The sequence below is a fragment of the Burkholderiales bacterium genome, assembly GCA_036262035.1.
In the GTDB taxonomy this organism is placed as follows: Bacteria; Pseudomonadota; Gammaproteobacteria; order Burkholderiales; family SG8-41; genus JAQGMV01.
Genome location: DATAJS010000023.1, coordinates 129,150 through 142,930, shown reverse-complemented (window position 1 = coordinate 142,930; position 13,781 = coordinate 129,150). Strand labels below are relative to the sequence as shown.

9 protein-coding genes are annotated in these 13,781 nt (G+C 64.0%); 6 read left to right on the top strand and 3 right to left on the bottom strand.

Translation table 11 applies throughout. The annotated features are described in order from the left end of the window. Window position 1 precedes the first annotated feature (1 nt). Window positions 2–2,425 (top strand): hypothetical protein, encoded by a 2,424-nt coding sequence (locus VHP37_24505; protein ID HEX2829529.1) that lies wholly within the window; start codon window positions 2–4, stop codon window positions 2,423–2,425. Between the two features lie 10 nt (window positions 2,426–2,435). Next, window positions 2,436–4,082, top strand: coding sequence for a glycosyltransferase family 39 protein (locus tag VHP37_24500; protein HEX2829528.1), 1,647 nt, complete (start codon window positions 2,436–2,438; stop codon window positions 4,080–4,082). A 155-nt stretch (window positions 4,083–4,237) separates the two neighbouring features. Here VHP37_24500 and VHP37_24495 read toward each other — a convergent pair whose 3' ends face one another. Genes VHP37_24495 through VHP37_24485 form a run of 3 tightly spaced genes read right to left on the bottom strand, consistent with a single transcriptional unit; the run spans window position 4,238 to window position 7,294 of the window. Next, window positions 4,238–5,464, bottom strand: coding sequence for a glycosyltransferase family 39 protein (locus VHP37_24495; protein HEX2829527.1), 1,227 nt, complete (start codon window positions 5,462–5,464; stop codon window positions 4,238–4,240). A 22-nt stretch (window positions 5,465–5,486) separates the two neighbouring features. Next, window positions 5,487–5,852 carry a hypothetical protein gene (locus VHP37_24490; GenBank protein ID HEX2829526.1) on the bottom strand — a complete coding sequence of 122 codons (366 nt, stop codon included), beginning with the start codon at window positions 5,850–5,852 and terminating at the stop codon, window positions 5,487–5,489. Beyond that, window positions 5,849–7,294: a UbiA family prenyltransferase gene (locus VHP37_24485; GenBank protein ID HEX2829525.1), complete on the bottom strand. Its 1,446-nt coding sequence runs from the start codon at window positions 7,292–7,294 to the stop codon at window positions 5,849–5,851. The genes VHP37_24490 and VHP37_24485 overlap by 4 nt, the downstream gene beginning before the upstream one ends. 94 nt (window positions 7,295–7,388) lie before the next feature. Between VHP37_24485 and VHP37_24480 the strand changes: the two genes are divergently transcribed. From VHP37_24480 to prsR, 4 genes are all read left to right on the top strand, one after another. Next, entirely contained in the window at window positions 7,389–8,438 is a 1,050-nt protein-coding gene (locus tag VHP37_24480; protein ID HEX2829524.1) for a GNAT family N-acetyltransferase, read from the top strand. 489 nt (window positions 8,439–8,927) lie between these two features. After that, window positions 8,928–10,289, top strand: a complete 1,362-nt coding sequence (locus VHP37_24475; protein ID HEX2829523.1) for a TIGR03013 family XrtA/PEP-CTERM system glycosyltransferase — start codon at window positions 8,928–8,930, stop codon at window positions 10,287–10,289. Window positions 10,290–10,326: 37 nt separating this feature from the next. Then, entirely contained in the window at window positions 10,327–12,411 is a 2,085-nt protein-coding gene (gene prsK, locus VHP37_24470; GenBank protein ID HEX2829522.1) for an XrtA/PEP-CTERM system histidine kinase PrsK, read from the top strand. Continuing rightward, window positions 12,408–13,763 carry a PEP-CTERM-box response regulator transcription factor gene (gene prsR, locus VHP37_24465; protein HEX2829521.1) on the top strand — a complete coding sequence of 452 codons (1,356 nt, stop codon included), beginning with the start codon at window positions 12,408–12,410 and terminating at the stop codon, window positions 13,761–13,763. Before prsK ends, prsR begins: the two co-directional genes overlap by 4 nt. Window positions 13,764–13,781: the final 18 nt, after the last annotated feature.

The following is a 13,781-nucleotide window of genomic DNA, read 5'->3' as shown; positions in this document are numbered from 1 at the left end:
GATGGTCATAGTTGCAGGCGTGGCGTGCCTGTTCGCCGGCATGGCGCTGGCCGCGGTCTACCCCTTAGGCGCTGCTTGGGCAGCCACCGCCTTTGCCGCGGCTGGGATAGTGTTCTACAAGTTCGAAGAGAGCTGGCTCGTCTGGGTTCCCGCTCTCCTTCCGGTCATCGGCTTCGCCACGTGGACCGGTTCGATCACCTTCGAAGAGTTCGACCTGCTCGTGCTCGCGGCCGCAGGCGCGGGATATCTGCGGCGTGCGGTGGACGATCGCTCCCGCCTGGAGCCGAAGCGTCAGGCTCGACCGGATGTTGTCGCCTACGCGCTGATTACGGCCTTTGCGGTATCGACGGTCATCGCCTTCATTCGGGGTTGGTATCCCGGCGACGAAGGCTTCGGATATTGGCAGGGATACGATGGCCCGATGAACAGCCTGCGGATCGCGAAGCCATTCATCCTCGCTGTGCTTCTCCTTCCGCTGTTGCGGTCAGCGCTGGCAAGAGATGGTGCGCTCACCGCCCGGCGGCTGAGCCTCGGCGCGACCATCGGACTCGCGGCCGCGTGCTTGACGGTCGTGTGGGAGCGAGCCGCTTTCCCGGGGTTGCTCGATTTCTCCGCCGACTATCGTGCGACGGCATTCTTCTGGGAGATGCACGTCGGAGGGGCTGCGCTCGACGGCTTCATCGCGCTGACCGTGCCATTTGCGGTGTGGCGCTTTCAGCGCGCGCATAGCAACGTGCACCGCACCGTGCTCACGCTCGTGCTCGGCATCGCGGCTTACGCATGCCTGGTGACCTTCTCCCGTGCCTTGTATGTCGCGGTCCTCGCCGGGGTCGCGCTGCTCGTGACGCTGCAGTTGAAGCAGGAGCGTGGCGAACGCTCGACCACCATCATCGGCGCACTGTCGCTTGCCGCGTTATTCGCATGCGTCACGGCGCTATTGTGTTTCGTCGCGTTCCGTCACGGAGGCTACAGGGCGCTTGCAGCGGTGCTCGACGTGGGCGCCGTGTCGATATTGCAGGCGCCCCTCGTGCGCTCGTCGACGCTTTCGCAGCAATCGGCCGGCGCCGCGGTCGGCGTGCTGGGCGGCGCAGGGCTGCTCATGGCCGCCTGTATGTTCTCGAAGGGGCCCTACGTGCTTTTCGGGATCGCGCTCGCGGCTGCCGTCGGGGTGGCGATGGCCGCGCACAAGACGCCGTTCATTCGAGTGGCTGCGGTCGCAACGTATGTGTGCTCAGTGATGAGCGCGGGCGCCGTCGCTGCCCACTGGGGCGGTGTCGAAGCGTTGAGGGATGCCTCCGCCAGTCTCGCCGCGGTCACGGCGGTCGCCGCGTGGAATGCGCGGGCACGCGTGCCGCTCTGGCCGGAGGAACGCCGGGCGGCATTGACGTTGATCGGAAGCGCTCTTCTCGTGGGTGCAGTCGTCGCTGTTTTCAGCGCGGGAGCCTATATGGGTGGCCGTGTGTCGACGGCCGAGCGCGATATCAGCGGCCGCATTCAGCACTGGGGCACCGGATTAGCGTTACTCAGCGGGTTGGACTGGTTTGCCGGAAAAGGTCTCGGCCGTTTCCCCGGGGCGTACTTCTACGAAGCGCCGGCCGGTGAACTTCCGGGCAGCTATCGCATCGTTGCCTCCGGCGGGGAAAGCTTCCTGGCGCTTGGAGGTCCGCGGCATATGCTGGGTTTCGGCGAGTTGTTTCGGATCTCGCAGCGCGTCTCGGCATCTTCCGCAGGCGTCTACACCGTCTCTCTGAAAGCGCGTGCGGCGGAGCAGGCTGCGCTGCACGTGGAAATCTGCGAAAAACATCTGCTCTACGTCGGTGCGTGTGCGGTGAAGGCCGTGGCGCTACAGGCAGCGCCAGGCGAATGGCGACCGCTTACGATCGCACTCGACGGCACTCAGTTCGGTCGCGGTCCCTGGTATGCGCCGCGCCTCGCGTTCTTTTCCATGGCGGTGGAGACGAAGGGACGCCTCATCGACGTAGACGAGGTGCAGGTCGTCGGTCCCGACGGCAGGTCGCAGATCCACAACGGCGACTTTGCGGGCGGGATGAGCCGGTGGTTCTTCACGAGCGACAAACACCATCTGCCGTGGCACATGAAGAACATGCTGCTCGCCCTGTTATTCGATCAGGGCGTGCTCGGACTCACCTGTTTGCTGCTGCTCGTCGCGACCGCTTTCGTTCGGGTTGCATTCGGTATCGCGGCACGTTCGGCAGTCGCGCCGGCGTTGGCGGCGTCATTGGCAGGCTTCCTGGTGGTAGGTCTTACCGACAGCCTCCTCGACATACCTCGCATCGCATTCTTGTTTTATCTTTTGGTTGGCGCCGCAGTATTCGCGCCGACGCCGACTGCAATCGATTCCCAGCACGCAGCCCCGCGCCGCCGCATACGCAACTCCCGCGGCAATCAGACCGACACGCGCTGAAATGGGTCTCATGTCTACGAACGAACACCTGCATCCGCTCGAGGCGCCGGCGTATTGCGCCATCCTGTGTACGCTCTGTGCTCTGCTGTTCGTATTCGGTGCGCCTGCCGGAGGGGCTTTTTCGTGGCCCGATTCTCCACGCCACGCGTTGAACGGCGCCTTCGTGATGGATCTTGTTCGCGCCGCTCCGATGTCAGACCTGAAGGGCTACGCCTACAACTACTACTCGCAATATCCGGCGCTCACGATTCTCTTCTATCCGCCGCTGTTCTATGTGCTGCTTGCACCGTTTTATGCGGTGCTGGGCGTCTCCCAGGAGACAGCGCTCTTCGTCATCTTCCTGTGCTATGCACTCTTCGCGTGGGGGACCTTTTTTTTCGCGAGGCTGTGGCTTGCACCGGTGCTTTCACTCGCAGTTGCGCTGGTGCTCGTGACGGCTCCGGAGGTGACCTATTGGGGACGTCAGGTCATGCTCGAGATTCCCGCCTTTGCCTTCCTGGTGTGGAGCGCGTACTTCTTCGTGCGCCACATACGCGAAGAGCGTATCGGGTGGCTCTATCTCAGCGTCGCGCTGCTCATCCTCGGTGCGTACACGAAACTCTCCGTCGTGTTCGTGGCGGCGCCCTACGCGATTACGCTTGTTGCCCATCGCGGAGCCAGTTTCTTCAGGGACCGCAATACGTACATCATCGCGGCGGCTGCGGCAGTCGCGATGGCCCCGCTCATCTACCTCACGCTCAACTTCGGTCAGGCCAACGTGCAGTCGGTTACGGGCCTCGCGGATGCGGCCGTGTCGAGGAGAAGCCTGGAAGGGTGGCTCTGGTATGCGCGCAAGCTGCCGGGCCAGATCGGCTGGCCCGCGCTGGTCGCGGCGATCGTATTCGTCTTCGCAAAGCCCGTTCTGCGCCATCGCAGCACGGGGATACACACCGCAACGTTTCTGCTCTCGTGGCTCATCGTCGGCTATGTGTTCTTCTCGGCTATCGACCTGAAAGAGGAGCGCCATAGCATTTTCCTGCTGCTGCCGGTCGCGATGGCGGTAGGGTTTTCGGCAAGCCTGATCTTCGAGCGCTCGCCTCGCTGGGCGGCGGTATCCGCCATTGCGATCGGCCTCATGACCCTCTCGATTACTTTGTTTACCAGGCCCGTGCACTACGTGCGGGGCTATGAAGCCGTCGTGGATTATGTGTCACGCCACGCTCCCCAGTACAGTAACGTAATGTTTTCAGGCTATCGCGACGGCGCGTTCATTTTCAACATGCGCGCTCGCTCGCATCGACCCGACCTGCGCGTGCTGCGCGCCGACAAGATGTTGCTGCAGATTTCGGTGCGGAGATCCCTGGGAGTCGGCCAGAGGACTTACACCGAAGCGGAAATCGGCAATCTCATCAGTGCGATGGGGGTTCATTACGTCGTCGCACAGCCCGATTTTTGGACCGATCTTGACCAAATGGCGCGTCTGCAGAGCGTCTTGCGGGGCGCCCAGTTCGAGGAGGTCACGCGATTCCCGATGCTCGCTAATTACAATGCGCAAGAGAAGTTGTTGATCGTTTACCGTAACCTTGGTCAGGTCAACAAAGATCCGGTCACGATCACGAACGAGATTCCGATGCTGAACATGAACGTCATCGAAGGAAAGCCGCCTGCAACTAACTGACTTCGTGACGGGCCCCGCGAATCAGGGCCAAGAAGACGAGGCAGAGAAAGCCTTGATGTCGAGCGCAGACGAAAGCGATGGCCTGGTTTCTGATTTGGCAGAGGGTATTACCGACAACTCTCTCACGCGTGAGATTCTGCGGGCTGTTATCTCGCTCAGGAACTCCCGCGGTCGACACGTCCAGATGATGCCGCGGCAAAGTATCTCTCAACAGCGAGAGCGGCAAGGATACACACCAGCGGCATGATCGGTTCGCGATAGCGAAAGATCACGTAGAAGAGCGCGTGCACCGCCGTGTAGCAACCCACGGCAGTCCAAAGCAAGGCGCAGCGTCGCTCGCGCAGCGTGCTGAGAAAGACAGTGGCTAGAGCACAGAGTGCGAGAACGAGAAACTCTATTGCCCAAAGCAGCCTGACGGAGCTCTCGACTGTTCCCGCCGGTTGTTTTCCGCTATGGAATGGCGGTGTCCAGAAATAAAGCACCTTTTTGATCGCCAACATCCCGAATTCGGCGGGGTGCTCCGCTATCCAGGCTAGCGCTTCTTGCTTCAACACATTCGACGCACGCACCTCTCCACTGCGGCGAAGCTCAGCCCAACTCCCTCCTCGCGGAGTATCTGCAATGGACACAAACCAACCGGTCGCAGCGGGGTTGTTGCCGAGATAAAGATTGAAACCCCCGTTGGTGTTGAGCACAGGGCTTCCCAATACTACAGCGTTTCGAATGAGCCATGGAGCGACAGTAATGAAGGCGACGATCATCACGATCATAGATAAAACGATGCGCTTCCTGGTGTTTACCGGGAGGAACACCAATGTGAGAGCTGCGGCGCCGGCGAGCGCGAGCCCTGCGTTACCGGTTAGTGAGATCAATCCGAATAACAAACCCGCCGCAAGGGCGATGGTCCAGGAAGGCTTTTGCATGAGCCGTAGTAAGCACCAGATTGTGCCTAGCATTAGCGGCGTCAACAGGTTCTCCTTCAGAACATAGACGCAATACACACTCGCCGGAAGATATACGGCCCATGAGAGCGCTGCGATTCGTCTTCCCCAGCGGCCGGCTCCGGCCTCCGCCGCCACAAAGTAGCAAAGAACGATCGTGACTGCGCCCAAGATGGCGTTAGCTGTCAGAACCGGTGAGACGATTTCACCAAACAATGCGAAAACAGGTGCGACGACGAGGAGCGGATAGCCCGCGTTATACATGGCGCGATTTCCCGCATCGTCCACCATAGCAGGGCCGTTTATGAGAGTTCTGGCCATGCTGATGTAAGCGAGCTCGTCGCTTTCGGGGATGTGTTTCAGAAACAAGACGGCGGCAACGCGCAAGACTACTCCTGCGGCGACGATGCCTACGAGCCAGCATACGTCGCGAGTGCTCATCCTGATATCGCAGAGCGCCATATCAACTGCGCGCGACGATGAATACGCCGGCGCAAATGAGGAGCACACCGATTAATCGGGGCAGCGAAACGTGCTCTCCCGCAATCGCACCGACAGCGACCGTTGCAAGGAAGCCGAGGCCGACGAGCGGATATGCCTTGCTCACATCCCATTTCGACAGCACAGCGAGCCATACCACGGCGCCGAGAGCGTAGAGCGCGAAGCCGGCGAGAACATATCCGTTCGCGAATATGGCGGCGACTGCTCGCACTCGAAATGGATCGCTCAAGGCGCTCTGGGCATCCGCACTGGACATGCCGGCTTTTAGGCAGAATTGCGCCGCGACTGAAAGCACTATGCTCAGAAGCGCAGTCAGGAGTGGGTTCATAGCGGCCAAGAGAAGGCGACGGTGTGTGCGACAACCACTACCGCGATTATTACGAGGACAAGGATGCGGCTGCCGTGATCCTTCGCAGCGTAAACGATCGGGTCGTCGTGCATTTCGCCTCTAGATGTCTTGATCCACAGACGCGTGAGCCAGTAAATAAGCCCGAGCCCCACCAGCCAAAGCAGTTGAGGGCTCGCATAGCGTGCCTGGGTCTCGGGCGTGACGATGAAGAGCCCGAATACGACGATCGCAGATACCGCAGCGGCGACTCCGAGCGGCCACAGCACGGCGAGGTCGGTCACTCGATAGTCTCGGCCGCGCGTCGTTGAAGTCCCCTGTTCGTGTAGCGTTACGAGCTCCGCGCAACGCTTCACCAATGCGAGGCTGAGAAAAAGAAAGATCGAAAAGGCGAGTAGCCACGAGCTCGTCGTGACGCCTATGGCGACCGAGCCCGCGAATATCCTGAGCGTGTACAGGATCGCAAGCACCAACACATCGAGTACGACGTACTGCTTCAACGTCCAGCTGTAAGCGCTGGTCAGCCCGAGATATATCAAAAGCATCACAAAGAACGCTGCCGAAACTGCCAACGCTAGTAAGCATCCAATCACCAACGTGACGAGAGCGACGACGAGCCCATGCGCGATCGGCAGATGCGCGCTGGCGAACGGACGTGTGCGCTTGCGTGGATGTGCGCGGTCAGCTTCCAGATCCAACAGATCGTTAACTATGTAAGTCGCCGAGGCGGCGAGCGAAAAGGCGACAAACGCCACAATGCTCTGGCTGAGCATCGACGTCGAAAGAGAGAAAGCGGTGAGGGCAGGTACGAACAGCAAGCAGTTCTTAACCCACTGGTGCACTCGGAAAGCCCTTGCCCATGCGCCCAGGTCGACGGACCGCCTCGGAAACTCGCGTTCTACGACGACGCTCCGACGAATCCTACGTGTGAGTCGGGACGGCACGCCCACTAGGATGGCCGCCTTTGCGGCCTCCCAGATCGGCACGTCCGCGCGGCTGTCGCCCGCATAGACGAACTCGTTGCCGACGGCCTCGCGTATGGCGCGCAGTTTCGCTTCGCCCTTCAGGTTATCATCGCCCGCGGTCGCAATGACCTTGTCGAAGATGCCCACATGCTGACCGATCGCACGGGCGATCCCCACGTGCGCGGCCGTCGCCAGCACGATGGAACGCCCCAGCGTCTTCTGCTCGCGAAGGTAGGCGAGAAGCTTTCCGTGCAATGGCAGGTGCTCGACGGACAGGCTCACCCGGCTCGTGACGGAGGCTTTGAATCGTGCGCGGCCGTGGAGCAGCCACAGCGGCAGGTTGAGCAGCGCGATCGGGGACGTCTTCAGGAGCTTGAGGAGCGATTCGAGCAGGGTGTCCGTCGGGGTGAGCGTTCCATCCAGGTCCACCACTATCGGAAGGCGTTGAGCTGAGTCCAATTTGCACCTTTGCGCTTGTGGCTACGTTGCCCCAATCACAGCAACAAAGTTGGGCTGGGCTGCATTCTAAGCCCGCGCCGAAGCCGCGACAGGCATGAGTGCCTCGCCGAATGCCGTTTCAGTCGAGTGCCGGACCGATGTCGATGGCGCGAGCGTGTTTCTGTCGCCCCGGTGGTTCGAACTGCTGAGCGCAACGGGTCCGAGGGCCGAGGCGCCCGTTCGCGTCTATTCGCTAAGGACGGCGAGCGGCGAGTCGATCGCTGAATTACCTACCGTGGAGGAAGCGGGCCGCGGCTTATGGCGACCGCGCACGCTGCGCGCTCTATCGAGCTACTACACACCGCTGTTCGCACCCTTGGTCACGCCGGGCGCGGCGCTCACTTGCCTCCCCGAGGTCGCGCGGGTCGTAGCCCGCGAGCGAGCGTGGGACATCGTCGACCTGCAGCCGCTCGCGATCGAGGCCCCGACGTTCGTTGCGCTGGAGGACGCTTTTCGCGCCGCGGGCTATCTCACCCAGCGTTACTTCCGCTTCGCGAACTGGTACCTGCACGTCGCCGGGCGCTCGTTCGAGCAATATTGCGAGAGTCTGCCTGCCGCGCTCCGCAACACCATCCGACGCAAGACGCGAAAGCTTGCCGCTTCGCACGATGTGCGTGTGGCGATCACGACGGGCGAGGCCGCCGACCTCGAGCGGATCGTTGGTGCGTACGAGCGGGTCTATGCCGCAAGCTGGAAGGAACCCGAGCCCGATCCGACCTTCATCCCTCGGCTCATACGCGTCGCCGCCGCCGAAGGCTGGCTGCGCCTGGGCGTCCTCTATATCGACGATCAGCCGGCCGCGGCCCAGCTGTGGCTAACGTCCGGCGGCACCGCCTCCATCTACAAGCTCGCCCACGACGAGCGCTACGCGGAATGGTCGGTCGGCTCCCAGCTCATGCTCGAGATGATGCGCCATGCGCTCGACGTCGACCGCGTCGACGAGGTGGATTTCCTAATGGGAGACGAGCCTTACAAGCGGGACTGGATGTCGGGTCGCAGGGAGCGGTGGGGGATCATGGCGTTCGATCCGCGGCGCCCGCTCGGGCTGCTCGCCGCCATGCGGCACATCGGCGGGCGGGCGTTGCGAAAAATGTTCGCCCGATAGCTTTCCCCGACATACAACTTGGTGCAATTTGTGTAAAATTGCACGTGCCACGTTGCAACCCTCAAGAAACGCAGTCCCCAGTCCGTGGCAGGGGTGGTCGGGGACTGCCGTCTAAGAATTCCCCCTCAGCTTTGCCTTGAAGCGGCCGTGCGCCGGCGTCTTTTCCGGCCGCGCGTGACGAATGTTGCACTTTGTGTCAAGCAGCAACGTTTGAACTATTGCCTTATTCCTGTAAGCGTGGCCGTACACAATACGCCCGTCTCCCGGATAGCTCGAATGGCCGACGCCGTCGATCGCCGGTGCGACTAAATTTGCTGCTTTGTGCACCTACGCCGAGTTTCAAATAAATCTAAAAATCGTTTTCAAATTAGCACCTAGTTTGTTGCGCTAGCATCGCCCGGTGGTTCGGCGCCGAGCGGACCCATAGAACGTAGAAGAGCGCCTCGAAAGGGCGCGAAAAGTGGTCGATAGGGGAATATCTTGATCAGGGTGTTCAGTCACTGGCTGCCGTCGCACACGGTCATCCAGATCGCGTTCGACGTATTGCTGCTGGTGGCGCTGGTCCTCGGCGCCGCATGGATGAGCTACGCCGAGCTTCCGGCGGTCTGGATGGCGGCGCCGTATGCGATCACGTTCGCGGTCGTCGCGGTGGCGCTCAACAAGGCGCTGGGGTTCTACCACCTGCGCGTGAAGCGCAGCACGGCGCGCCTCGCGGCGCTCGCGCTGGCGTCGGGATTCCTCGCCGCACCCGTGGCCTACGCACTCTTCGAGGAAGTTCCCCAGCGACACCTCGGCTATCCCGGGCTCGCCGTCTACGCCTTTGCGGCATTCCTCGGCATTCTCGCGATCCGGCTGTCCGCCAGCGCGCTCGGGTTCCGGCCGGTGCTGCAGCGCCGGGTGATGGTCGTCGGCACCGGCGCCGACGCGCAGGCGCTCGAGCACTCGCTCCAGCGTGCGGACACCACCGTGGTGGGCTTTTACCCCGTGGACGATTCCAAGCCCCAGGTCGCGGCTTCGCGCGTCCTGGCGAAAGGCGCCTCGCTCGCGCAGGTCGCGCTCGGCCTCAAGGTCAACGAGATCGTCGTCGCCGTCTCGGAGCGGCGCGGCGGCGGCATGCCGGTCAACGCGCTGCTCGACTGCAAGCTCGCCGGCGTGCGCGTGCTCGACCTTTCCAGCTACTTCGAGCGCGCGCTCGGTCAGCTCCGGCTCGATTCGCTGCGCGCGAGCTGGCTCGTCTTCGGCGACGGTTTCCGGCAGGGCTGGACCCGTACGTTCAACAAGCGTGTGTTCGACGTCGTCGTGAGCGCCGTGCTGCTCGTGCTCGCGCTGCCGGTGATGCTGGTGACCGCGCTGCTGATCCTCGCCGAGAGCCGCGGCCCGATCTTCTACTCCCAGGAGCGCGTCGGCCGCGGCGGCCGCCTTCTGCGCGTCGCCAAATTCCGCAGCATGCGACCCGACGCGGAAAGCGACGGCAAGCCTCGCTGGGCGCAGACCAACGACGAGCGCGTGACGCGCGTCGGCCGTTTCATCCGCAAATACCGCATCGACGAGCTGCCGCAGCTCCTCAACGTACTCAAGGGCGACATGAGCCTCGTCGGACCCCGACCCGAGCGGCCGTATTTCGTCGACAAGCTCACGAAAGACATCCCGTTCTACGCCGCCCGTCACAGCGTCAAGCCCGGGCTCACCGGCTGGGCGCAGGTGCGTTATCACTACGGCGCCAGCCCCGACGACGCGGTCAACAAGCTCCAGTTCGACCTGTACTACATCAAGAACCACACGCTGTTCCTGGACCTCGTCGTGCTCTTCGAGACGGTGATGGTCGTCATCACCGGCAAAGGCGCCCAGTAGCCGCGCCCGCGGCTGCCTACGCGATCGCGGAGCGCGCGTGACCGTTACAGCCTGGAGCTATGGTGCGGCCTGCGTCATCTTCATCGGGCTCGCGCTGCAGCTCGGCCTGACGCGCGGCGGCGGCCGCCATCGCTCGGCGCTCGCCGCAGCGTGCGTGTTGAGCGCGGTGTGGGGCCTGGCGGGCTGGGCGTTCGCCGTCACCCAGGTCTTCGGCTTCCTCATCGCAGCGGCGGTGGCCGACGCCCTGCGCATGTGCGCGTGGTTCGCCTTCCTGGTCCTGCTCCTCGCCGGGGCACGCGACGCCGAGACCGCGAGCCGCTGCCGTCCGCTCATCCGGGTCGGCGCGGTGCTCGGGTGCTTCGCGCTGTTCAGCGTGATCGCGGCGGCGAACGCGTGGCCCATCCTCGGCGCTCCGGGCCGCCTGGCGATGCTCAGCTCGCTCGGCATGGCGGTATTCGCGCTGGTTCTCCTCGAAACCCTGTACCGCAACGTCTCGGCCGATGCGCGCTGGCAGGTGAAGCCGCTGTGCATCGGGCTCGCCGCGGTCTGCGGCTTCGACGTCTACGTCTACAGCGACGCGCTGCTCTTCAACCTCGTCGACGTTCACGCGTTCAGCGTGAGAGGCTTCGTCAACGCCGCGATCGCACCGCTGATCGCGATCGGCGCCGCGCGTACCGGCGCGTGGCACACGCAGGTGCGCCTGTCGCACCGCGTGGTGTTCCATTCCGCCGCGCTGGTCGCGACCGGCGTCTATCTCCTGTTCGTCGCGGGCGCGGGCTACTACGTGCGCATCGCCGGCGGCACGTGGGGGCCGGCATTCCAGGTCGCGCTCCTGTTCGCCGGCCTCGTCGGACTGTGCGTGTTCGCGACCTCCGGCGCGGTGCGCGCACGCTTGCGTGTCTTCGTCGCGAAGCACTTCCACAGCCATCGCTACGACTATCGCGAGGAGTGGCTGCGGTTCACCCGCACGCTCGCCTCGGCCGAAGGCGAAGCGGTGCTGGGGCAGCAGATCGTGCACGGCCTGGCGAACCTCGTCGAAAGCCCCGGCGGTGCGCTGTGGCTGCGCGAGGGCGCGGACGGCGAATACCGGCAGAGGACGCGCTGGAACATGGGCGAGAGCGCCGGCGCCGAAGGGACCGACGGCGGCCTGGTCCGCTATCTGCGCGAGAGCGGCTGGGTGGTCGACCTCGACGAGTATCGCTCGTCGCCGGGACGCTACGGCGAGCTGCGCATTCCCGAGTGGCTCTCGGCGCTGCCGAGCGCGTGGCTCATCGTCCCGCTCGCCCTGGGCGACGACCTCATCGGCTTCGTCGTGCTCGGCACGCCGCGCACGCGCATCGCGATCGACTGGGAAGTGGGCGATCTCCTGAAGACCGCCGCGCGGCAGGCCGCGAGCTTCATCGGTCACATGCAGGCGACCGAGGCGCTCCTGGAGTCGCGCAAGTTCGACGCGTTCAACCGCATGTCCGCGTTCGTCGTGCACGATCTCAAGAACCTCGTCGCGCAGCTCTCGCTCATGCTGAAGAACGCCGAGCGCCACAAGTATAATGTCGAGTTCCAGGAAGACATGCTCGCCACGGTGCAGCACGTGGTGCAGCGCATGCAGCACCTGATGTTGCAGCTTCGCGACGGCAACACGCCGATCCAGTCGGCCGCGCCGGTCAACGTCGCCGACGTCGTGCGCCGGGTAGCGCGCACCAAGCAGGGCCAGGAACCCCAGCCGGTTTACGACCTTCAGGAAGACGTGCTCGCGCGAGGCCATGCCGAGCGCATCGAGCGCGTCATCGGGCACCTCGTCCAGAACGCGATAGACGCCACGCCCAGGAGCGGCGGCGTTCGCGTGCGCGCGGAGCGCGCGCGCGGCCACGCGGTGGTCGAGGTCTGCGACGACGGCTGCGGCATGACGCCCGAGTTCGCGCGCGAGCGTTTGTTCAAACCGTTTCAGACGACGAAAGACGGCGGCATGGGAATAGGGGCTTACGAGAGCCTGCAGTACGTGCGAGAGCTCGGCGGCGACATCGACGTCGAAACACGTGTGGGCGGCGGCACGACGATGCGCGTGCTGCTGCCGCTGTACGACGATGCGCGGTCGGCGCGCGAGCAGCCGGAGGCGGTGGCGTGAGCGAAGCCGCGCGCGTGCTGCTCATCGTCGAGGACGACCCGGCGCTGCAGAAGCAGATGCGGTGGGCCTTCGACGGCTACCAGACCGTGACCGCTGCGGATCGCGAGGAGGCGCTCGCGCAGGTACGGCGCCATTCGCCCGCGGTGATCACGATGGATCTCGGCCTGCCGCCGAATCCCGATTCGCCGGAGGAAGGGCTGAAGCTCCTCGAGCAGATCCTCGCCGAGGCGCCGGAGACCAAGGTCGTGGTCCTTACGGGGCAGAACGACAGGGCGCACGCGCTGAAAGCGATCGCGCTCGGGGCGTACGACTTCTACGCCAAGCCGTTCGAACCCGAATTGCTGGCGCTCACGCTCGAGCGCGCCTTCCGGCTCTACGACCTGCAGCGCGAGAACCGCCGGCTGCTCGCCATGCAGCAGCCCGACGCGCTCAGCGGATTGCTCACGCGCGATCCGGAGATGTTGCGCATCTGCCGGACCGTGGAGAAAGTCGCGACGACCGGCGCGTCGGTGCTGTTGCTCGGCGAGAGCGGCACCGGCAAGGAGCTGCTCGCGCGGGGCCTGCACCAGCTCTCGCGCCGGCCCGCCGAGAAGTTCGTCGCGATCAACTGCGCCGCCATCCCGGAGAACCTCCTGGAGAGCGAGCTCTTCGGCTACGAGAAAGGCGCGTTCACCGGCGCGGTGAAGACGACGCCGGGCAAGATCGAGCTCGCCGACGGCGGCACGCTCATGCTCGACGAGATCGGCGACCTGCCGCTCGCGCTGCAGGCGAAGCTGCTGCGTTTCCTCCAGGAGCGCGTGGTGGAAAGGCTCGGCGGCCGCCGCGAGATCGCGGTGGACGTGCGCATCGTCTGCGCCACGCACCAGAACGTCAAGGCGCTGATCGCCGACGGCCGTTTTCGCGAGGATCTCTACTATCGTCTCGCCGAGATCGTGGTGTCGATCCCCCCGCTGCGCAGCCGCAGCGGCGACGCGGCGCTCCTCGCACATGCGCTGGTGCGCCGCTTCGCCGAGGACTACAAGCGCGGCGGCCTCGCGCTGTCCGACGACGCGCTGAACGCCATCGCGGCGCATGCGTGGCCCGGCAACGTACGCGAGCTCGAGAACTGCGTGAAGCGCGCGGTGATCATGTCCGAGGGACGGCAGATCACCGCGGCCGATCTCGGTTTCGACGAGCAGCGCGAAAGCACCGAAACCACGCTCAGCCTGCGCGACGTGAGGGATGCCGCCGAGCGCAGCGCGGTCATCTCGGTATTGAGCCGCGTCAACGGCAACATCGCCAAGGCCGCCGAGGTCCTCGGCGTCAGCCGTCCCACCCTGTACGACCTCATGCACCGCTTCGGCTTGCGCTGATCGCGGCTTTAGAACGGG

What these genes read in the sequence shown, in the direction of transcription:
- VHP37_24505 (HEX2829529.1), top strand. Translation starts at nt 2, where the DNA reads ATGGTCATAGTTGCAGGCGTGGCGTGCCTGTTCGCCGGCATGGCGCTG.
- VHP37_24500 (HEX2829528.1), top strand. Translation starts at nt 2,436, where the DNA reads ATGTCTACGAACGAACACCTGCATCCGCTCGAGGCGCCGGCGTATTGC.
- VHP37_24495 (HEX2829527.1), bottom strand. Translation starts at nt 5,464, where the DNA reads ATGAGCACTCGCGACGTATGCTGGCTCGTAGGCATCGTCGCCGCAGGA.
- VHP37_24490 (HEX2829526.1), bottom strand. Translation starts at nt 5,852, where the DNA reads ATGAACCCACTCCTGACTGCGCTTCTGAGCATAGTGCTTTCAGTCGCG.
- VHP37_24480 (HEX2829524.1), top strand. Translation starts at nt 7,389, where the DNA reads ATGAGTGCCTCGCCGAATGCCGTTTCAGTCGAGTGCCGGACCGATGTC.